A 20,981-nucleotide genomic window follows, 5' to 3' on the forward strand; every position below is an offset into this window, starting at 1 on the left:
ACGAAATGAAAGCAGCTATTTACAGCCAGAAAAATGATCTGGATACTTTTTTATATCTGAGTAAATTTGTTTCAGAACTTGAGAAGAGAGGAGTTCAGGCGATTTTATATGGACAAATGGCTGAGGCAATGCAGTTTTCTAAAGTCTTCGAAACCTTTGCCGGAAAAGAAGATTTAAAAGAAAAGAAAGTCGATTTGTTTTTTACTTTCGGTGGAGATGGAACCATCGTTAACTCCCTTCTTTTTGTTCAGGATTTAGAAATTCCTGTGGTTGGAGTGAATACGGGGCGCCTTGGTTTTCTTGCGAGTTTTACAAAGGAAGAAGCTTTTCTGGAGCTCGATAATATTCTGAAAGGTGAAGTAAAAATCAGCAAAAGATCGGTTATCGAAATTGTTTCCCCCAATAATTCGATGTTTTTCCCTTTTGCGTTGAACGATTTAACCATCTCCCGTAAAGAGACAACTGCCATGATTACGGTTGAATCCTACATCAACAGTGAATTTTTGAATACGTTTTGGGGCGACGGAATTATAATTTCTACACCCACAGGTTCTACCGCATATTCTTTAAGTTGTGGAGGCCCAATCATCACGCCCAATAACGACACCTTTGTTGTAACACCTATTGCGCCGCACAATTTAAATGTTAGGCCGCTGATCGTAAATGATAATGTAGAAATTCGCTTAAATGTAAAAAGTCGGGTCCCACAATATTCCTTATCACTGGATTCCAGACTTTTTCACATGGAAACCGATGTAGAAATTATTTTACGCAAAGCACATTTTCAGATTCTTTTGGTGCATCCACCGAACTTAAGTTTTTATGAAACAATTCGCCAGAAACTGCTCTGGGGGAATGATAAAAGAAACTAAATATTCGACTTTAAATTCTTAACTTTACTGTTCCAAAAACAGCAATAAATAATTCATTAAAATATTCGATTATGAGCAAGAAGTTTCCGGCAGGCGTTGCCACAGGACAAATGGTTACAGACATTTTCCAATTCGCCAAAGAAAATAAATTTGCGCTGCCTGCAGTAAATGTGATTGGTTCCAGCAATGTGAACGCGACCATGGAAACTGCTGCAAAACTAAATTCACCGGTAATTATTCAGTTTTCTAATGGTGGTGCTGCATTTAACGCAGGTAAAGGTTTAAGTAATGAAGGTCAGCAAGCTGCTATTTTAGGCGGTATTGCAGGCGCAAAACATATTCACACCTTGGCAGAAGCTTACGGTGCTACTGTAATTTTACATACCGATCACTGCGCGAAGAAATTGCTTCCGTGGATTGATGGATTGATGGATGCGAACGAAGAATTCTTTAAACAAACCGGAAAGTCTCTTTATTCATCACATATGTTGGATCTATCTGAAGAGTCTATCGAGGAAAATATGGATATTTCCTGTAAGTATTTTGAGAGAATGGCCAAAATGGGAATGACTTTGGAAATCGAGCTTGGAATTACGGGTGGTGAGGAAGATGGCGTAGATAATTCGGGAGTTGATTCTTCAAAATTATACACGCAGCCTGATGAAGTTGCTTACGCTTACGAAAGATTAAATGCAATTTCGCCAAACTTTACTATCGCAGCAGCATTCGGAAATGTGCACGGTGTTTACAAACCAGGAAATGTGAAATTAACGCCGAAAATTCTTGACAATTCTCAAAAATATGTTTCAGAGAAATTCGGTCTTGGAGCGGAACCTATTAACTTCGTTTTCCACGGTGGATCTGGATCTTCTTTAGAAGAAATTAGAGAAGCGATTGATTATGGGGTAATCAAAATGAATATTGATACTGATTTGCAGTTCGCTTACACCGAAGGCATCAGAGATTATATGGTTCAGAATATTGAATTTTTGAAAACTCAGGTTGGCAATCCAGATGGAGATGATAAACCAAACAAGAAATATTACGATCCAAGAGGTTGGGTGAGAAAAGGAGAAGAAACTTTCAATAAAAGATTGGTTCAGGCATTTGAAGATCTGAATAATATCAACACGCTTTAATTATAAATTGCAGAGAATAAATTTTAATAGGAATTTCCATTTTTAAATTTAACATCTGAAAATTTAATATCTAAAATTTAGAACAATATGGCATTCGACTGGTTTAAAAGGAAAACACAGAATATTACAACGTCGACGGAGGACAAGAAAGATGTCCCTAAAGGACTTTGGCATCAGACTCTGACCGGAAAAGTAATTGAACATGACGAGCTGAAAGCTAATAATTATGTGTCGCCGGAAGATGGTTTTCATGTAAGAATTGGGAGTAGAGAATTTTTTTCCATCCTTTTTGATGACAATAAATTCACCGAACTTGACGCTAATGTAGAAAGTGTAGATATGTTGAATTTCAAAGATACCAAGTCTTATACAGACCGGTTGAAGGAAGTAAAATCAAAAACCAAACTTACAGATTCTATTAGAAATGCGGTCGGAACGGTAAATGGCGAAGAAATGGTTATTTCCTGTATGGATTTCAGTTTTATCGGTGGTTCATTAGGATCGGTGATGGGAGAAAAAATTCGCCGCGCGGTTGACTATTGCTTAGAACATAAACTTCCGTACATGATCATCTGCCAGTCTGGTGGAGCAAGAATGCAGGAAGCGACCTATTCATTGATGCAATTGGCAAAAGTACAGTCGAAACTGGCTCAACTTTCAGAAGCCGGAATTTTATATATCGCTTATCTTTGTGACCCAACTTTTGGTGGAATTACTGCCTCGTTTGCAATGACTGCAGATATCATCATGGCTGAACCAGGTGCTTTGATTGGATTTGCGGGACCACGTGTGATTCGGGAAACCATCGGTAAAGATTTGCCGGAAGGATTCCAAACGTCAGAATTCTTGCAAGAGAAAGGTTTTGTAGATTTTATTGTTAAGAGAACCGAGATTAAAGATAAGGTTTCAAAAACAGTACGATTGCTAAGTCATGCTTAAAATAATATAGTATTGATAAAATCTCACCTCAATTGAGGTGGGATTTCTTTTTATATGAGAAACCTCAAAATAATTGTTACAACGTTAACATCTTTAAGTTTCGAAAAAATCTTGAAGCTTTTACGCTTAACACTTCCACATCCCTTGTTTTCGTTGCTTGGGCTTTATGCTACTTTGAAAAGTTTTGCTTTGGCTCAGAAACATTTTCCTAAAACTCATTCCAATAATGGAGTAGGAAATGCTTTTCGTCATTCGCTCTGGACGTGCCTGATTATGATGTATTGCTGCAAAATTTCATCTCCCAAAAAGGCGATAGAATATTGTAAAAGAATGACTGATTTACATGAGGAACTTTTTCCTAATAAACCGCTGGAAAAGAAAATGGATTTACACAATAATCAGGTAGGAATGGATTATTTTATGGAATTACTTCCGGGAGTCCATCGCCAGTTTTTTGAAACGAGTTTTTTCGTCGAAGAACTTAAGAATAAAGCCAAAACAGCCAAAGTATTAAAAAATATGGATGATGATTTTAAGGGCAGCTTGGTTTATTTAGAAAGATAAAAGCAGAAAACCCCAACGAAGTTGAGGTTTTTCTTTAAATCAAAATGGTTGATTTAGTTTTTTGAAAGATCGAATGAAACACCCAAATTCATTTGGAATTGGTTGTTTAGGTTTTGATAAGCTTTGTCTTTATCATTATATTTTGCAAAAGGAAATTGCGCTTCTGCGAACAATCCGAAGCCTTTATCGAAAAACATACGTGCGCCCAAGTGACCACCGAAATTTTTCAAACCTAAGTTAAGACCTGGATAAACATCAATGTTTTCAGGTAACCCAAGAACATTTCCAAGGTTAGCATTAAATCTGGCTTTTACGTCGAAACGATCTCCAAAAGATGGCTTTCCAAGTAAGTCAATTTCTTTAGCGCCTAGCAAATACCCAGCCTGTGCACCAATTGAAAAACTTTCTCCTAGACCATAATCCAGAGAAGTCATAACTCCTGTTCCGCCGTCTTGTAAATTAAGTCCGATCTGGTAACGCGTATCGCCAACACCTCTGAAAGCATCAGTTTGCGCATTTGCGATTCCGAAAACTGCAATCATTGCAGATAACATTATTTTTTTCATATTTTTTCTGTTAAATTTTACGGCTGCAAAGGTAAGCAATATAATTTTTCTATTATTTTTTGGAGATTTTATATAGTTTACCGCTGTCGGTGATGCCATACAAATTTCCGTCTTTTCCGTTCAGAACATCGCGAAATCTTTCTTTTTTATCTTCCAGCAGCCATTCTTCACCCACTACTTTATTGTCTTTTATAACCAATCGAATAATTTTTTCACCGCTGAGACAGCCCACCATTAAATTATTTTTCCATTCCTCCATATTTCCGGAGTAGAAGGTAATTCCACTCATTGAAATAGAAGGATCCCAGTAATAAACAGGTTGTTCCGTTCCAGATTTTTGGGTTGTTCCGTTATTTATTTTTTTACCACTGTATTCTATCCCGTAAGTGACGTCGCCCCAGCCATAATTTTTTCCGGCTTGAATAAGATTAATCTCGTCACCTCCTTTTGGACCCATTTCAGATTCCCAAAGTTGTCCTTTTTCGTCCATGGCTAAGCCTTGTGGATTTCTATGACCGTAGGTATAGATTTCTGGTTTGTATTTTACATTTCCGATATATGGATTTCCCGCTGCAGGTTTTCCCTCTTTTGTAATTTTCAAAACTTTACCGAGGTAAGCCATTGTGTTTTGCGCTAATGGTCTGGTTTCTAAGTCGGACCGTTCACCAGTGCTCACAAAGAGATTTCCATCTTTATCAAAAACCAAGCGGCTGCCGTAATGAAGTTTTCCGTCATAGGTTGGTGTAGCTCTGAAAATAACCTGTGGATTTTCGATCTTCTTTTCGTCTGCAGATAATTTCCCTTTTCCTACCGCAGTATGATTTCCGCCGGAAACGGGTTCAGAAAAACTCCAGTAAATTATTTTATTATTTTGAAAATCGGGATCAAGTGCTACATCAAGTAAGCCACCTTGTGCCTTTGCATCAACAGTTGGGAAACCATCAACTTTATTTAATGTTTTTCCTGTCGAAGACAGAATCTGCATGTAACCGGATTTTTCTGTCACCAGAAAGCGGCCGTCAGGTAAATTTGTAATTCCCCACGGTCTGCCTAAATCTGTATTAACCACTTCAACATTATAGGCTGATTTGGTTTTTATTCCTTCAACTCTGGTTTGCCCTGCGAATGCAGGCTCATACTCTGGTGAATTTTTACTTGCAGTTTCGGGATTTGGAAGCTGTTGATTTTGTCCGACAGGTGTAGTGTCCTCCGAAGACACGGAAGAATTTCCTGTACAAGACGCTAAAAAAAGTACGCTCAGAACTGCGGGAATTTTAAAAATTGAAGATTTCATAGAAATGTAATTTTATTCCCTTAAAAGTAATAAAAAAAAAGGAAGAATAAATTTCTTCCTTTTTTTATTATTTTAAATTGAAATCAACAGGCTTAAAATTATCGTCTGCTTCGGTTGAAAAAAAGATTCCATTTTCCTTGTCAGATCCTTCAATACGGTAATTTACAATCTTGCGGGTTTGTGCAATAACATTGATCCTATATTTCAAACCGTCTTTATCTGCAGGAGTAATTGTTTTTTTTATTCTATTAATAACAACTGCTTTCGGTTTAATTTGATCATTTGAAAGTTCAAATTCAACAATGTAGCCTCGTTCACCATTAATGTCATAAGGTTTATACGTTGCATCCTTAACTTCGGGGTATTCTTTGTTTTTTTGACATACACAAGAAGTTAATAACGTTAATAACAACATAATTGTGAAATTGTTAATAATATTTTTTATATTTTTGAGTTTCATAATTGATTTCTTAATTACAAATCTATAAAAAAAAATGAATTTAAAAAAATACATACTCGTTTTTGCAGCGGCTGCAGTGGTCAGCTCGTGTTCACGCGACGACGCTCCTGCTCCAGGACCCAAACCAGAACCTGTAGTAACACCAGTTCGCGCGAATGATTTTGTCTGGAAAGGACTTAACTCCTGGTATTACTGGCAGAAAAACGTGCCTACTTTGGGAGATAACTACTTCAAAACTCCTTCCGAGTATGCGAGTTTTGTTAATGCCAAAAAGCCAGACGATTTATTTTACAGCTTGCTGTACGATTATCCCAACAAAGACCGTTTTTCTTGGATCGTACCGGATTACAAAGAATTAATTGCGCAGTTTAACGGTGTTTCTAAAAGTTCCGGGATGGATATTAGTTTATATCTGAAAAACTCCGGAAATGTAGATGTTGTCGCAATCATCAACTATATCGTTCCCAACTCGCCTGCAGCTGCTGCCGGATTAAAAAGAGGTGACGTGATCAGCGCCGTTAATGGCGCACCGATGACGGTAAACAATTATACCGCTTTGTTTTCTGACCAGTTTTCTGTAACCGTAGCACAAAGTGTATCTGCAACTTCGGCCGGAATTGTAACTTCGGGTGTAGCGAAAACCGCTACCGTTAACGCGGTTGTTTTAGAAGAAAATCCCGTGGCATATTATGAAACTAAAAAAATCGGTGGAAAAAACATTGGTTATTTGGTATACAATGGATTTCAGTCCAATTACAATGATGAATTGAATGCAGCCTTTGGAAAAATGAAACAGGATAATGTTACCGATCTTATCTTAGATTTACGATACAATGGTGGTGGTTCTGTAGAAACCGCAGTTGCACTGGGTCAAATGGTTACAGGACAATTTACCGGAAGCCCTTATGTGATTTTAGATTTCAATGAAAAACATAAACAATATAGTGAAACTGATAATTTAGCAACGACCGTCAATACCTACAGCTATACAAGCACAGGAACACAAAATACGGGGCCTGTGAATATCAACAGCTTAAATTTGAACAGAGTTTATGTGCTTACTTCCAGTGGTTCAGCCTCGGCCAGTGAGTTGACAATTCAGGGATTGAAAGCTTATATTAATGTTACAACAATCGGAGCAGAAACTTACGGTAAATTTGTTGGATCGATAACTTTATACGACTCTCCTACATCTGATTTCTTGGATGTGAATTCTAGAAATATGACTCATACCTGGGCAATGCAGCCAATTACGTTCTCTTATTACAACGGCAAAAGGCAAGAAAATCCAATATCTGGAGGGATTGCACCAAATTACGCATTTGCACCGGCTGATTATTTCGGAAAGCTGAAGGAATTCGGTGACGCGTCTGGTGATGTCGCTTTAGCAAAAGCACTGGAATTGATTACCGGGCAAAGTGCGGGAACAAACAAAATGATCAATTTAAACGGTCCTAAACTTAAGTTTTTAGGAACTAATTCTACATTAACACCTTTTGGATCAGAGCTTTATCTGGAACATCCAGGGAAGAATTTGAAGAAATAGGTTCCTATGTAATTTTTAAAAGCTGTCTTTGAAAGGCAGCTTTTTTTATGCCTAATAATTTTTAGATTAAAAATTCAAAGAAAAATTAATACGCCTATAAAATGAACTTATGTGTGGTTATTCATCAGTATTAGTGAATTAATTTTAAATACTTTAATTTATTTTATTCAAAAGATTGTGTAATTAGAAAATTCTTCTACATTTGTAGAGTAAAATTGATGCTTGTAGAAATGAAAATTAAATTGACAGAATCAGAAAAGGAAATCATGGAAATACTGTGGGAATATAAAAAAGCTTTTATGAAAGATATCTTAGAAGTTTTTGAAGAGCCGAAACCGGCGCCCACGACCATTGCAACGCTGCTCAAGCGGATGCAAAATAAAAATCTTGTGGGCTATAAAACTTTTGGAAATTCGCGCCAGTATTTTCCAAAAATTGAAAAAGAAGTCTACTTCAATCACGAAATGACTTCTATGATTGACCGGTTTTTCAACAGCTCTGTTTCTCAGTTTGCATCGTTTTTTACGTCGAATTCAAAACTGACACAGCAGGAGCTGAAAGAACTTCGAAATATTATTGATCATCAAATAGAAAAATAGTCATGATACCAATTATTTTAAAAATTATTCTCTGTTCTTCTTTTTTAATTGGACTTTATTTTCTCTTTTTAGAACGAGAACGAACCTTCAAATTTAACCGGTTTTTTCTGCTCACCTCTTTGATTTTTTCGTACTGCATTCCGGTGATAAGCATACCCGCGTTATTTCCTGAAAAAACTAAGGGTTCTTTAATTTTTGGAGAAACCTCGGCGGTTTTAAATCCAGTTACCAGCACGTTTTCTGAACCGCGTTTTTTTGAAAATTATTGGCTGATTATTTACTTTGCAATTTCTGGATTACTGCTTCTGAAGTTTATTTATTCGGTATTTAAAATTAGACAGCTAAGAGGTGAAAAGATTATTTATAAAAATCAGAAAGTGATTGTTGCTGATCATATCACCGTTCCATTCAGCTTTCTGAATACGGTATTTCTCCCTTCAAAATATTTAAAAAATTCACAGGTCCAATTGCAAATATTTTTACACGAGAAGTGTCACGTCGACCAGAAACACAGTGTTGATTTGCTTCTGTTGGAATTTTTGAAAGTTTTTTCCTGGTTCAATCCCGCGCTTTTTTTCTATAAAAAAGCAATGATTGGTAATCATGAGTTTTTAGCTGATGATTATGTTTTGCAAAACAATTTCGATCTCAAAAATTATCAAAAAATAATTCTATATGAAATAGAAGGATCTCAAAAATTTAACCTTACCCATCAGTTCAACTTTAACAATACTAAAAAAAGATTTATTATGATGACTACTAAAAACTCCAGATTAACTGGCATTAAAAAATTTGCTTTGTTACTTGTCCTTGCTCTATTATTTCTTCTATTCACGAAGAAAATTGATGCTCAAATTGCCACTGAAAAACTTCCAGATGAGAAAGCAACTCCTAAAATTAAAAAAGTTATTAGTCCTGAAGTTGACAAAAACTTAATTTGGAAAAGTGAACAGGTGTTACCTATTCCGCCGGATGTACCTGCTACCTTCGACTTAAAAACAGATACGATTAAAAAGAGAGCTGCCAAAGTAGAAGATGCTCCAGTTCCGCCACCACCACCGCCGCCAAGTGAATTTGAACAAATTCCAGCCGAATTTCCGGGAGGAATAACGTTGCTGCGACAAAGTGTTGGGAATCAATTTGACACAACCATATTTGTAGGTGATGAAGGTTTACTAAAAACAACGGCTTACTTAAGCATTGATGAAAACGGAAAAGTGACTAACGTGATCGCAGAAGGTAAAAACAAAAAATTTAACAGAGAAACTGAACGTGCCATTAATTCAGTAACAAAAGACAAAATTTGGAAGCCTGCACTGGAAAATGGGCAACCCGTAAAATCAGTTATGAAAATGCCCATAACCATGGAATTCTCTGGATCATCTTTCAAAAAATAGTTGAATTAAAATAGAAAGATGATAAAATCAATATTTTCTCTGCTGGTTTTTTCCGTGTGCAGTTTAACATTTGCGCAGAATAAAAGTTTCATTTACGACTTAAAGTTTAAGCCAAATCCTACAAAAGACAGTATTGCAACCGAAAAATTTGTGTTAGATATCAACAATGGCGAGTCAATGTTTCGAACGGTCGAAGACAGAAAATCAGATTCTGTTTATCATGTGTCGAAAGGATTTAACTTTATGACGACTTCTTTCAAAGATTTTAAAAGTGTTTATAAAAATCTTAAAGTAAAGGAAACTAAGAAATACGTCAATAATTTTCAAAAGCTTTTCAGCATCAAAATAACTGAAGATTTGACATGGAAAATTGAGAACGAAACCAAGTTTATTTTGGGAATGAAATCCCAAAAAGCTACGACATCCTACGGCGGAAGAGAATGGATTGCCTGGTTTACGAATGAAATTCCCTTACAAGAAGGACCTTATGTTTTTCAAGGATTGCCTGGATTGATCACTGAAATTTATGACGTAAAAAATGACTTTCATTTCTCCTTAATTCAAATTAAAAATTCTGAGGGTCATCTATACATGAAAGAAAAAGCACTGCCTATTTCTTGGAAGCAACATGAAAAATTAGCCCTTGATTATTTTTCTGACCCGACGCGGGAAATTAACGGTAAAAATTCGGGAAGTACCTTCAGCGTTACGAAATGGGTGGACGAAAAAGGCAATGAAATGATCCCAAATTTCAAAGAAATGAATGAAAGAGAGCAAAAAATTATCCGCCTGAATAATAACCCCCTTGAGCTGAATCATAAAATCATGTACAAATGAAAGCGCTGATCATTGTGATTGCGCTGTGCTGTACTTCTTGTACAACTTTCAGTAAATTTTCTAAGTTTAATACTACAGGAAGTTGCTATCAAGCGTATGTGTGTATTTCCAATAAAAACCTTGATTTAAAATATCAATCTTTTGGCGGTTTTAAATTTGCAAATGATCTACAGACCTACAAATCTTTAAAAAAAGGAAAAAAACCTCATTTTAAAAATATTATTATCTATGGCTGGTCGAATAATTTAAACGGCGATTATTATCTGCTTTTAGATAATAAAAAACGATCTAGAAATTACCAATTTAAAGATACAATCATCAACAACCGCAAGATTACAGTGGCTTTAAGTAAGACCATAGATTATAAAGTCAATACCGATTTTCTCTTAAATTTTACGCTAAACAAATCAAATTCAGACTTTTAAATTACGTATTTTTGCACCATGCAATTTAAACTCGAATCAGAATATAAACCTACAGGCGATCAGCCAACAGCAATAAAAAAATTAACGGAAGGCCTCGAAATCGGGGAAAAATATCAAACGTTGCTGGGTGTTACGGGATCGGGAAAAACGTTTACAGTTGCCAATGTGATCCAGAATGTGCAGAAACCGACCTTGGTTCTGGCGCATAATAAAACTTTGGCTGCCCAGCTTTTCATGGAATTTAAAGAATTTTTCCCGGAAAATGCCGTAGAATATTTTGTTTCCTATTACGATTATTACCAGCCCGAAGCATTTATCGCTTCTACCAATACCTATATCGAAAAAGATTTGTCCATTAACGAAGAAGTTGAAAAATTACGACTTTCTGCTACGGCAAGTTTACTTTCGGGAAGGCGCGATGTTTTAATCGTCGCTTCGGTTTCCTGTATTTACGGGATCGGAAACCCGAAAGAGTTTCATAAATCCCTTATTTCCATTGAAAAAAATCAAAAAGTAACACGAACCAATCTTCTTCATTCTTTAGTTAATGCACTGTATTCGAGAACGTTGAATGAGTTTACGCGTGGGACATTTCGGGTGAAAGGCGATGTTGTTGATGTTTTTCCAGCCTATGCAGATAACGCAATTCGAATTCAATTTTTTGGAGATGAAATTGAAACCATTCAAAGTTTCGATCCAGTTTCTGGAAATGTAATGGCGAATTTTGACCAGATTCAGATTTATCCAGCCAATCTTTTTGTAACCTCCAAAGAAACTCAGGTTAGCGCAATTCGGGAGATTCAAGATGATATGGTGAAACAGGTTGATTTCTTTAATGATATTGAAAAACCGTACGAAGCCAAACGCTTGCAGGAAAGAACAGAACTCGATTTAGAAATGATGAAAGAGTTGGGTTATTGTAGCGGAATTGAGAATTATTCCCGCTATTTTGACGGCAGATTGCCAGGTTCCCGACCATTTTGTTTGCTTGATTATTTCCCGAAAGATTACTTAATGATCATCGATGAAAGTCACGTTACCGTTCCGCAAGTTCACGCTATGTATGGTGGTGACCGAAGCCGAAAGGAAGTTTTGGTAGAACACGGTTTTCGTCTTCCTGCTGCAATGGATAATAGACCGTTGAAGTTTGAAGAATTTGAAGGAATTCAAAATCAGGTGATTTATGTTTCGGCAACGCCTGCAGATTACGAACTTGAAAAATCTGGTGGGGAATTCATTGAGCAATTAATTCGCCCAACTGGTTTGTTGGATCCTGTAATCGATATTCGTCCGTCTTTAAATCAGATTGATGATTTGATGGAAGAAATTCAGAAACGTGCTGAGATTGACGAACGTACGTTGGTCACCACGTTAACAAAGAAAATGGCGGAAGAGCTGACGAAATATTTCACCAAGTTCGGAATCCGCACCCGATATATTCACTCCGATGTAGAAACGCTGGATCGAATTCAGATCATGCAGGACTTGCGCGTTGGCTTGTTTGATGTTCTGGTCGGCGTTAATCTTTTGCGTGAAGGTTTAGATTTACCAGAAGTTTCCCTGGTGGCTATTTTGGATGCCGACAAAGAAGGAATGTTACGTTCCCGACGTTCGATGATTCAAACGGTTGGTCGGGCCGCAAGAAATCTAAATGGAAAAGCAATTTTATATGCTGATAAAATGACGAAATCGATGCAGGCTACCATTGATGAAACCGATTACCGCCGCAAAACGCAGATGGAATATAACGAGAAACACGGTATGGTCCCTACCGCTTTAAATAAAAAAATATCTGAAGTTTTGGTGGGTCGCAGCAAAGATTTCCCCGATCCTAAATATACTCAAAAGGAAATTCTGCTGAAAGTTGCTGAACAAAAAGCAAACTTCGGCAGCGCAGATATCGAAAAATTGGTTGGCGAAAAACAAAAAGCGATGGAAGCTGCGGCGCGAAATCTGGATTTCATTAAAGCCGCGAAGCTGCGGGATGAGATTAATGCTTTGAAAACTGAATGATATCTCTAAAACCAAAAAAATATCCTCTTTTAAGGGGATATTTTTGTTTTAAAATCTAAATATATCTCACCGGCTTTGTTGGTGTGGCAAGTTGAAAACTGAAAGAAAAAAACTGCGCTGACGGCTGAGAAATACACGCACTACTTAAGAATTAGATATCAAATCCAAAAAATAAGCAACTTAGCATTGAAAATATTTTTAAGTAAATTGTAAGTAAAATAAACATTGACATATAATAATTTCTTATTATAAGATATAATAATATATTTATAGGAATAATTCATTCAATTATGATTTTGCGTCTTCTTTTCGTAATAATTTCGTTTTTATCGGTACCAACTTTCGCTCAGGATGTGGCTAAAATTGAAGTTAGATATCAGTTGAAATTTATATCTGATAGCACAAATCGGAATAAAGTTGTGTATGCGGATCTCACATTGCTTTGTAATGAAAACAAATCAATTTATTTCAGTCGTGACACCAAAGTTTATTATGATTATCTGAATCGGAAAGCTGGTGAAATGGTGGGTGGTAAAATAAATTTAGGAATTCTTCCTTCTTATCCCAAGGTGCGAGGAAATGTATATAAAGAGGGTAGTAAAGTTATTGCAACACTTCCTGTGGGAAAATACAATTATGCGTTTGAAGAACCTGAACTGAAATGGGAACTACTTACCGAAACTAGAAATATAGATGGACTGATATGTAATTCAGCTAAAACAACAACAGATACCGGTGATGTATTTGTTGCGTGGTACACTACAGAATATCAGTTTCAGGAAGGACCTTTTAGGTTTAAAAACCTGCCAGGGCTTATTGTTAAAGTTGAGAATAGGAACAAAACCATCGTTATTAGTGCCATTGAAATCAGCAAAAGTAATGAACTGATAGCGCCAATATCTTTAGGAGAGATTATTAAATTGAACTCAAAAGAAAGATTTTTGCAAGCCCGAGCTGCATATCACGAAAACCCAAAAGCTGGTGAGTTCGGTGATCATATTATTATAATTGATGACAAGGGCACAGATTACTCAAAAATGCTGAAGAATTCCCTTAATACTCAAAATGTATTTTTAGATTAATTGATTAAAACTAACCTTTAAAATAAACTTACGAAAAAATATTCTTTTTAGGAGCGATGATAATTACTATATTTTCCTTTGAAAACTGAAAAGAATCAGCTCGGTTTCAGATATTTTAAATACGGCTGTACTTTGTTCATCTGTTCTAAATAATCTCTTTGTGCGAAAAAGCAATAAGCGTTTACCATAATTAAGAAAAATATTAAAATCAGGACAATTAATCCGAAGTCCAGTTGCCAATATTTAATGGTTTCATAGATATCGTTCGTATGTATGAAAATATTATATAAAAAACTGGAGGTACCGCCTAAGGTAATTAAAGAAATTGTAGTCGCATCCTGCGATAATGTTAATTTGTAATTATCGTAGTTTTTGGCAAGTTTAAACAGCTTGTTGTTCTTGAAATATTGGAAAAGAGGTGTTGCAATTACCAAGATTATCACATTTAAAAATAGATACCTGAAGTAATTGGTTGACAAAATTTGTGCAGAAATAATTACGAATATTGCCAACATTAAAGTTACGGTAAAGCTCTTTTTTAAAATCCCAATCCGGAGTTCTTCTTTAATTTTTTTCTCAAAATAGGTGCGGTCATTGAGGTCAAATTGAATTTTGTATTTTGAAAAACGTAATTCATTAAACCAGCTGTTTTTTACTTTTTTAAATGCCTCTTCAAAACTCATATTCCCTTTTTGCAGTTCATCAATCTGTGATAAGAAATGATCTTGAACTTCTACTAATAAATCGATCGGAAGATTTTTACTCAGTAAATATGCCCGTATTCTTTCGTTATTTTTATTTTCTTCCATCAAACAAATTTTAAGTATGGTTTTATTTTTCGTAAAATTTTTGCGAACTTAAACTGCGCAATTCCGGTATAAATTAAACATAAAAAGAGGATGAAAAGAGTTGTGATTTTGTAATAAAACTCTATGTTAATGGTTGTAATCCAAGAAGCTATCGGTGCTACAAATTGTAATGCTAAACCAGAAAATCCAAATGCAAAATAAATTCTCCAGTGATAAATTGAAAATTTTAGTGTAGCAAATTTTTTTTTGTAAGCAAAATTGTTGATAATCAAATTGTACAAGAGAAATCCATAACAAATAGGCTGCATAATAAAATTGAATATTTAATGTACGGTACAATAAAATTCTTATTTAGTACTAAAACAAAAGCACCTGTCAACATTATGATAGCTGTTGCGATAAAAGATTGACGGATACCGCGGATAAATTCTCTTTTTCTTATTCTTTGTTCGAATTTTGTCGTCAATACATTTTCTGTTTTCCTTAAAATATAGAAAGGATAAAATGTGGAAAGTTCTTGTGCCCAAATTTCTTTCACGTGACTAAAAGCATCTTCGAATATTAAATTATGCTCTCGTGATATATCGGTAATTTGTGATATAAAATGATCCTGCACTTCCATCAAAATATCGATAGGAAGATTTTTTGCAAGTAAATAATCACGAATTTTATTTTGTTGTTGAACCGTAATCATAACTTCAGATTCATTTTTTGCTGTAAATATTCTATCGATTTTTTGTATTGGAGATAATAACAGAATCCGTAAACCCAGCCAAAAGCGTAGATATTAAAAATGATAAATGCCCCAATTCCTACCTGAGTAAAGTCGAAGTTATTTTTTAAACCAATAATGAAATTATAATACTTGTCAAATCTGTTATCGAAATTAATTAAAATCATCGAAATGATAAAAATGCTGGACAAATAGAATGCCTGTGTCCCGCCTTGCATATAACTGATATTCTTCTTATCTCTGTTTCCGGCGATGGTTCTTATTATCTTAAAATTAAATATTAAGTAAACAAAAAATACGATAATAGCGAGGCAATAAATGGCAAATAGAAAATTAGACGCCAGTGTTTTATTGTACAACATCAACGTTACAGATACGATGAAGTACAGTATAAAATAGGAGAATGACTTTTTGAAAATCTCAATACTGCTTTTCCAGATGGTATCGTGGTGAATTTTTGTTTTTGGTAACCACATGAAACGCCGACTCATTTTTAAATCACGCTGCCAAGACTTCTCGATTTCTAAAAATGCGGTTGCGAAATCTTTAATTTCAAATTCAATTTTGTAATCAACCTGTTCCAAAATATGATCAAATATTTCCACTTTTAGATCAAGCGGTAAGTTTTTGCCACTCAGAAACTGATTCACTTCATTCATTTGTTCACGGGTAATCATCTGCTGAAAATGGTGTTTAGATTAAACAAATAACTTCTCATTTCAGTTTCCTGATCGGCTTGCTGGCGTTTTCCTTTTTCTGTGAGAAAATAATATTTCCGATCTCTTCCGTTAATGTTTTGCAACTCTGAGTAGATAATTCCTTCGCCTTCAAGTTTGTGAAGTAAGGGATAAAGTGCACCTTCCGTCATTTCAAGTTCGCCTTGTGTGAGTTCTTTTGCCCGCTTCGTTAACTGATATCCATACATTTTTACTTCAGATGAAAGTAATTTCAAAATGATATTCTGAAGTGTTCCTTTGTATAATGCGTTCTTTTTTGCCATGGTAAAATTTGTACCTAACAAATGTATGCATATTTTTCTTAGGCATATAAATTTTAGAAAAAATATCTAAAATATTTTCTAAAAAAAAATGGATTGTTCCTTAGAACTTGTAAATTTTCTTTACGGTTTTTTGGGCAGGCGCTTTTTTTCGGAGTGGTGCGAGCAAATCCATCAAACCATTCATTTTAATTTCATAAATGGTAGAAAGTTGCATTCCTAACTTCCCTTTTGGCATTCCCTGTCGCTGAAACCATTCCAGATAATTTATGGGAAGATCGACTAAAAGTGTTCCTTTATACTTGCCGAAAGGCATTTCGGTTTCACAAATTTCTTTTAAAATTTCGGGTCGAAGTTCAGGAATCATGGTGTATTCGCTTAAATGCTAAGATCAATTTTCTCTTCTATTTCCTTTGGTTCGGGCATGATTAATTCATTGTCTTCATCTCCAAATTCATCGCGATAAACCTGAATTAGGAGAATGGTAATAGAAACTAGAATCGGTCCGAAAATCAGACCCATAAATCCAAAAACATTAAGTCCTAAAATAATTCCAAAAACGGTATTCAATGGGTGAATATTTTCCAGTTTCTTCAATAACGTAAAACGCAATAAATTATCCGTCAACCCTACGACGATCATACAGTAAACTGCCAAACCAATTCCTGGACCTACCTGTCCTTCCGCGATCATAAAAATACAAACAGGAATATAGACAATTGCAGCTCCAACAATAGGCAACATAGCGGCCACGCAGGTGAGTGCAAAAAGTAAAAAAGGACTTGGCGCCGCAAAAATAAAGTAGCCAATAATCGCGATAATTCCCTGGCCGATTGCCACTACAGGAATACCAATAGCATTCGCCATCACCATTTTTCGGATTTTCTCACCGAGTAAATTTACGTTTGCTTTTTTTAGTGGCGCCGAACTTCGCAAAAGTCGCTCAAAAAGACGGGGTTTTTCCAGCAAAAAATACAGAATAAAATACATCGCTGTAACGGTGGTGAGGGTATTGAATGTTCCGCTGAGGGCAGATGTTGAGTATTTGCCCACATTATCTTTTAGCTTGGTAAGATTGTCTTTGCTTAAAATATCAATATTCGTTTTGCTGTAAATATAATCGTGAATTTTGTCAATGAATATATTAAACTTCTCCATGTAAGCCGAGGCATTTCCCAACTTTGCGATCAGTAAATCGATGATAAAGTAAATGGGTAAAATCAAAATAACGAGCGTTCCTAAAATAATAAGTAAGGAAGCTAACCAAGGTTTCCATCCTTTATCTTCTTGCAAATAGAGATTGTATTTTCTGGTGATTACATATAAAGTAATTGCTCCTAATAATGCAGGAATAAAGAGCGCAAGGTTGTAAGCGACAAGGATTATTAACAGGACAATAACAAGCAGTAGAAAAAACTGCTTAATTCTAATTTCACTGATTTGATGTTTTTTGTTCGGCATTTTCTTGAATTAAAAAAGCAACGGAAAAATCCATTGCTTTCAAATGTACATTTATTATTGAAATAATTGTAAAATATTTTTATTCAGTTGGCAAAATCTGGCGAGGTCTTCCACAGAATGCAACATACATCGAATACATAACAACCAGAAAAATAGGAAGCGTGAAGATAATACCAATTCCACATAAGAAAACGCCGGCAATACTTACCAATAAACCGAGTAGGGAAGTTCCTAAAAAGACACCATAATTTTCTTTTGCAATATTAAAAGATTTTTTAAGCGCGTCGGAGAACGAGGCATTTTCAAACAAAAGAATAGGATAACCCAACATGAAAAAAGGAATTACAAAAAATCCGGGAATCACACACATCGCAAATGCAAGTGAGATGATGATACCTGAAATCAAGGCATAAACAATAATATTTACAAAGTTTTGTTTGAAACCGATAAATAAATCAGAGAAATCTAATTTTTCATTGAGATTGTATTTATTAGCAATGTAAATAATCCCTACATAGAGCGGCGTTAGTAATAAACTCACCAATCCTTGTAAACCATAATAGGTTCTCATGCCAGGTATTGACCACATGTTTTCTGAAATTGTTTCTGGGGAGTTTTGCACTTCTTCCAACAATTCTTGCGAATTAAATCCTGAAATAGGTTGTATCAGAAGGGATATTAAAAAGCCGATAAATAATGCTCCGATTGCGTAGAGGAAAATTCCTTTATAAATATCGAAAGCGTGAGAAATAATGCTGCCTGCCGATCGCTCCGGTCCGCTCGACTGTTTAAAATCCTGATAAGTTTCCATAGTAATTATTTTTAATGTTTCTCAAATTTATCATTAAAAATCATAATGTCACAACTTTATGGCAGATTTTGGTTCGTTTTCTTTAAAAATATGTTGATATAATGTATAAATGATTGCATGCCAGAAAGGGAAGGTGAGTAGGAATCCAAAGCCAAATAATAAAAGCCCCGATAAACTGAATAAAAAACCAACGATTACCGCAATGAGTACGGTACTGAAATCTTTTTTTAATCCTTTAAAAGTCAAACTTATTCCCTCAAACGTATTGATATTCATAAAAAACATAAGCGGTACAGAAAATAAAGTGATAATTACCCAAACTGCGCCCAGCATCAGTAATGAATTGGCGTAAGAAAAAATGATGAGCCAAAATAGGTAGAAACCGAAGAATTTAAAAAAATCAAAACCAAGATATCCCGCGAAAAGATCGTTCATCACAACAGGTTCTTTAAGATCAATCTTGCGATAAATTTTATAAAATCCCACATTTAAAGGATTGATGAGCGCGAGTAAAATAAATATTCCCAAAACAAAGCCTTGAGTTTGTGGTAGTTTGGCGACATCCTGCATTTTTTCATTAAAAGCCGGCATATCAGTTTTGATCAGTTCACTATACGGACTTAAAGCGTCCCAAAGACCAAAATATCTAAAGAGAAAAAAATAGCCCAGAAAGAATAAAGAAAAATATAAAAGACTGAATGCTATTTGATAGAACAATGTTTTGTTCCAGTAGGTAAAAGCAGTTTTCAGAATATCGCTAAGGTTGGCTTTAGAAGGATAAGTTTTTTCCATGGCGCAAAAATAAGCAAAACCTGAAGATAATTTTTAAAAAGACTAATTTTGCCTGATGCTGGATAAAAACCATCCAAATTTTTTGTTCATGGACGAACTTTCTCTTAAGAAAGTTCCTTTCTTTTTTATAATTGATTTTCTGGTAGAAAATGTAGATGTTTATACAAAAGAAGAAATTGTAGAAAGTGGCTTATCAATTGATTTTAAGTCGGTTAAAACTGAAAATGAAAGTCGTGCTTCTCAAAATAAAATTAATTTAAAAAGCTTTCCCGAATCTCTAGAAACTTACCAAAAAGGATTCGATATTGTGCAGCAAAATTTACGTCTCGGTAATTCTTACCTCACCAATTATACCTGTAAAACCGAGATTAAAATTGATTTGACTTTGAAAGATATTTTCGATTTATCGTCTGCAAAATATAAAGTCCTATACAAGGATGATTTCGTGTGCTTTTCCCCCGAAACCTTTATTGAAATTAAAGATCACATAATTTCAACCCATCCTATGAAAGGAACGATCGACGCTTCGACGGAAAATGCAGCGGAGGTTTTAAAAAACAATCCGAAAGAAAAAGCAGAACATTATACCGTAGTTGATCTTTTGCGCAATGATTTAAGTCTCGTTGCTAACAATGTTAAAGTTGATGATTTTCAAAGAATTGATTTAATAAAAACCGCGCAAAAAGATTTATATGCCATGAGTTCGGAGATTTCAGGAACTTTGAAAAGTGAATTTCAGGATAAAATAGGCAGCATTTTACGCGAACTTTTGCCGGCAGGTTCTATTTTAGGAGCTCCGAAGAGAAAAACATTAGACATTATTTTGGAAGCTGAAAATTACCAACGCGGCTTTTACACGGGCGTTTGCGGGTGGTTTGATGGTGAAAATCTAGATTCCTGTGTCATGATTCGCTTCATTGAAAAAGATGGTGGAAAACTTTATTTTAAAAGCGGTGGTGGAATCACGCATTTGAGTAATTTTGCGGACGAATACCAAGAAATGAAAAATAAAATTTATGTCCCAATTCATTGAGAGCATTAAAGTAGAAGATCGCAAAATATTTATGCTTGATCTGCATCAAAAACGTGTGAACGAAACATTTTCACATTTTGGGCACGAAAATCCAGTTGACTTAGCATTAATTTTTAAAAATCTTGATCATCAGGAAGAAGGCCTTTATAAATTTAAGGTAACTTATGGTTTAGATGGCAAATTCAGAACGCAGATGATACCGTATGCAATATCTGAGAAAGCTGATTTTGAACTGGTTGAAAATAATTCTTACGATTACTCCTTTAAATTTGAAGACCGAAAAGAGATTGAGCGAATGAAACAATTGTCCCGCGCGGGTGAAATAATTATTGTAAAAAATAATCATATCACAGACAGTTCTTATTCGAACATCGTTTTTAAAAAAGGGAAAGATTGGTTTACGCCGAAAAGTTATCTTTTAAATGGCGTACAAAGACAGCATTTGCTTCAAACCAAAAAAATAAAAGAAGCCGAAATCACGCTACAAACACTTCAGGATTACAGCCATTTTCAGCTGATTAATGCTATGAATAATCTGGATGATCTGTTGATTTATCCGCTTTCTAAAATTAGAAACTTGCCAAAGAAAGCCGCCTCGGAAGAGTTTTAAAT

The 20,981-nt window shown here is 35.2% G+C and carries 24 protein-coding genes; 13 read left to right on the forward strand and 11 right to left on the reverse strand.

Annotation, left to right across the window (positions count from 1 at the left end):
• The first annotated feature begins 5 nt into the window (after nucleotides 1-5).
• The 4 genes from LC814_RS09335 to LC814_RS09350 all read left to right on the forward strand — a co-directional run bounded on the left by LC814_RS09335 (nucleotide 6) and on the right by LC814_RS09350 (nucleotide 3,514).
• On the forward strand, nucleotides 6-872 hold the full coding sequence (locus LC814_RS09335; RefSeq protein WP_226063662.1) for an NAD kinase: 867 nt from the start codon (nucleotides 6-8) through the stop codon (nucleotides 870-872).
• Nucleotides 873-943: 71 nt separating this feature from the next.
• A complete protein-coding gene (fbaA, locus tag LC814_RS09340; protein ID WP_226063663.1) occupies nucleotides 944-2,011 on the forward strand; it encodes a class II fructose-bisphosphate aldolase in 1,068 nt (355 codons plus the stop codon).
• An 87-nt stretch (nucleotides 2,012-2,098) separates the two neighbouring features.
• Nucleotides 2,099-2,950 carry an acetyl-CoA carboxylase, carboxyltransferase subunit beta gene (gene accD, locus LC814_RS09345; protein ID WP_226063664.1) on the forward strand — a complete coding sequence of 284 codons (852 nt, stop codon included), beginning with the start codon at nucleotides 2,099-2,101 and terminating at the stop codon, nucleotides 2,948-2,950.
• Between the two features lie 54 nt (nucleotides 2,951-3,004).
• Complete coding sequence (locus tag LC814_RS09350; protein ID WP_226063665.1) at nucleotides 3,005-3,514, forward strand: DUF6973 domain-containing protein; 510 nt, start codon at nucleotides 3,005-3,007, stop codon at nucleotides 3,512-3,514.
• A gap of 53 nt (nucleotides 3,515-3,567) precedes the next feature.
• Here the strand turns inward: LC814_RS09350 and LC814_RS09355 are convergent, their stop codons facing one another.
• The 3 genes from LC814_RS09355 to LC814_RS09365 all read right to left on the reverse strand — a co-directional run bounded on the left by LC814_RS09355 (nucleotide 3,568) and on the right by LC814_RS09365 (nucleotide 5,834).
• The gene (locus tag LC814_RS09355; protein ID WP_226063666.1) at nucleotides 3,568-4,080 is read right to left on the reverse strand and encodes a DUF6646 family protein; all 513 of its coding nucleotides are present in this window, start codon (nucleotides 4,078-4,080) and stop codon (nucleotides 3,568-3,570) included.
• Between the two features lie 52 nt (nucleotides 4,081-4,132).
• Entirely contained in the window at nucleotides 4,133-5,374 is a 1,242-nt protein-coding gene (locus LC814_RS09360; RefSeq protein ID WP_226063667.1) for a PQQ-dependent sugar dehydrogenase, read from the reverse strand.
• Nucleotides 5,375-5,441: 67 nt separating this feature from the next.
• On the reverse strand, nucleotides 5,442-5,834 hold the full coding sequence (locus LC814_RS09365) for a hypothetical protein (protein WP_226063668.1): 393 nt from the start codon (nucleotides 5,832-5,834) through the stop codon (nucleotides 5,442-5,444).
• A 34-nt stretch (nucleotides 5,835-5,868) separates the two neighbouring features.
• Here LC814_RS09365 and LC814_RS09370 point away from each other — a divergent pair, with 34 nt between their 5' ends.
• The 7 genes from LC814_RS09370 to LC814_RS09400 all read left to right on the forward strand — a co-directional run bounded on the left by LC814_RS09370 (nucleotide 5,869) and on the right by LC814_RS09400 (nucleotide 13,733).
• A complete protein-coding gene (locus tag LC814_RS09370; protein WP_226063669.1) occupies nucleotides 5,869-7,380 on the forward strand; it encodes a GFO_1087 family putative carboxy terminal peptidase in 1,512 nt (503 codons plus the stop codon).
• 230 nt (nucleotides 7,381-7,610) lie between these two features.
• Nucleotides 7,611-7,979 carry a BlaI/MecI/CopY family transcriptional regulator gene (locus LC814_RS09375; protein WP_226063670.1) on the forward strand — a complete coding sequence of 123 codons (369 nt, stop codon included), beginning with the start codon at nucleotides 7,611-7,613 and terminating at the stop codon, nucleotides 7,977-7,979.
• Between the two features lie 2 nt (nucleotides 7,980-7,981).
• Entirely contained in the window at nucleotides 7,982-9,376 is a 1,395-nt protein-coding gene (locus LC814_RS09380) for a M56 family metallopeptidase (protein WP_226063671.1), read from the forward strand.
• A gap of 18 nt (nucleotides 9,377-9,394) precedes the next feature.
• Nucleotides 9,395-10,213, forward strand: coding sequence for a GLPGLI family protein (locus tag LC814_RS09385; RefSeq protein WP_226063672.1), 819 nt, complete (start codon nucleotides 9,395-9,397; stop codon nucleotides 10,211-10,213).
• Nucleotides 10,210-10,638, forward strand: coding sequence for a hypothetical protein (locus LC814_RS09390; RefSeq protein WP_226063673.1), 429 nt, complete (start codon nucleotides 10,210-10,212; stop codon nucleotides 10,636-10,638). The genes LC814_RS09385 and LC814_RS09390 overlap by 4 nt, the downstream gene beginning before the upstream one ends.
• Nucleotides 10,639-10,656: 18 nt before the next feature.
• On the forward strand, nucleotides 10,657-12,651 hold the full coding sequence (uvrB, locus tag LC814_RS09395) for an excinuclease ABC subunit UvrB (protein ID WP_226063674.1): 1,995 nt from the start codon (nucleotides 10,657-10,659) through the stop codon (nucleotides 12,649-12,651).
• 290 nt (nucleotides 12,652-12,941) lie between these two features.
• Entirely contained in the window at nucleotides 12,942-13,733 is a 792-nt protein-coding gene (locus LC814_RS09400; RefSeq protein ID WP_226063675.1) for a GLPGLI family protein, read from the forward strand.
• Nucleotides 13,734-13,828: 95 nt separating this feature from the next.
• Here LC814_RS09400 and LC814_RS09405 read toward each other — a convergent pair whose 3' ends face one another.
• The 8 genes from LC814_RS09405 to LC814_RS09440 all read right to left on the reverse strand — a co-directional run bounded on the left by LC814_RS09405 (nucleotide 13,829) and on the right by LC814_RS09440 (nucleotide 19,336).
• Entirely contained in the window at nucleotides 13,829-14,542 is a 714-nt protein-coding gene (locus LC814_RS09405; protein ID WP_226063676.1) for a hypothetical protein, read from the reverse strand.
• 268 nt (nucleotides 14,543-14,810) lie between these two features.
• Nucleotides 14,811-15,236 carry a hypothetical protein gene (locus LC814_RS09410; protein ID WP_226063677.1) on the reverse strand — a complete coding sequence of 142 codons (426 nt, stop codon included), beginning with the start codon at nucleotides 15,234-15,236 and terminating at the stop codon, nucleotides 14,811-14,813.
• Nucleotides 15,233-15,952 (reverse strand): hypothetical protein, encoded by a 720-nt coding sequence (locus LC814_RS09415; protein WP_226063678.1) that lies wholly within the window; start codon nucleotides 15,950-15,952, stop codon nucleotides 15,233-15,235. The genes LC814_RS09410 and LC814_RS09415 overlap by 4 nt, the downstream gene beginning before the upstream one ends.
• Entirely contained in the window at nucleotides 15,949-16,275 is a 327-nt protein-coding gene (locus LC814_RS09420) for a PadR family transcriptional regulator (protein ID WP_226063679.1), read from the reverse strand. Before LC814_RS09420 ends, LC814_RS09415 begins: the two co-directional genes overlap by 4 nt.
• 100 nt (nucleotides 16,276-16,375) lie before the next feature.
• A complete protein-coding gene (locus LC814_RS09425; protein WP_226063680.1) occupies nucleotides 16,376-16,639 on the reverse strand; it encodes a DUF3820 family protein in 264 nt (87 codons plus the stop codon).
• Nucleotides 16,640-16,650: 11 nt separating this feature from the next.
• Complete coding sequence (locus LC814_RS09430; RefSeq protein ID WP_226063681.1) at nucleotides 16,651-17,733, reverse strand: AI-2E family transporter; 1,083 nt, start codon at nucleotides 17,731-17,733, stop codon at nucleotides 16,651-16,653.
• A gap of 79 nt (nucleotides 17,734-17,812) precedes the next feature.
• Nucleotides 17,813-18,544 (reverse strand): beta-carotene 15,15'-monooxygenase, encoded by a 732-nt coding sequence (locus tag LC814_RS09435; protein WP_226063682.1) that lies wholly within the window; start codon nucleotides 18,542-18,544, stop codon nucleotides 17,813-17,815.
• A 48-nt stretch (nucleotides 18,545-18,592) separates the two neighbouring features.
• Nucleotides 18,593-19,336 carry a hypothetical protein gene (locus LC814_RS09440; protein WP_226063683.1) on the reverse strand — a complete coding sequence of 248 codons (744 nt, stop codon included), beginning with the start codon at nucleotides 19,334-19,336 and terminating at the stop codon, nucleotides 18,593-18,595.
• Nucleotides 19,337-19,424: 88 nt separating this feature from the next.
• Here LC814_RS09440 and LC814_RS09445 point away from each other — a divergent pair, with 88 nt between their 5' ends.
• Both LC814_RS09445 and LC814_RS09450 read left to right on the forward strand, forming a co-directional pair.
• The gene (locus LC814_RS09445) at nucleotides 19,425-20,369 is read left to right on the forward strand and encodes an aminodeoxychorismate synthase component I (protein ID WP_226063684.1); all 945 of its coding nucleotides are present in this window, start codon (nucleotides 19,425-19,427) and stop codon (nucleotides 20,367-20,369) included.
• Nucleotides 20,353-20,979 (forward strand): aminotransferase class IV, encoded by a 627-nt coding sequence (locus LC814_RS09450; protein WP_226063685.1) that lies wholly within the window; start codon nucleotides 20,353-20,355, stop codon nucleotides 20,977-20,979. The genes LC814_RS09445 and LC814_RS09450 overlap by 17 nt, the downstream gene beginning before the upstream one ends.
• Nucleotides 20,980-20,981: the final 2 nt, after the last annotated feature.

The organism is Kaistella polysaccharea, from assembly GCF_020410745.1.
Lineage (GTDB): Bacteria > Bacteroidota > Bacteroidia > Flavobacteriales > Weeksellaceae > Kaistella > Kaistella polysaccharea.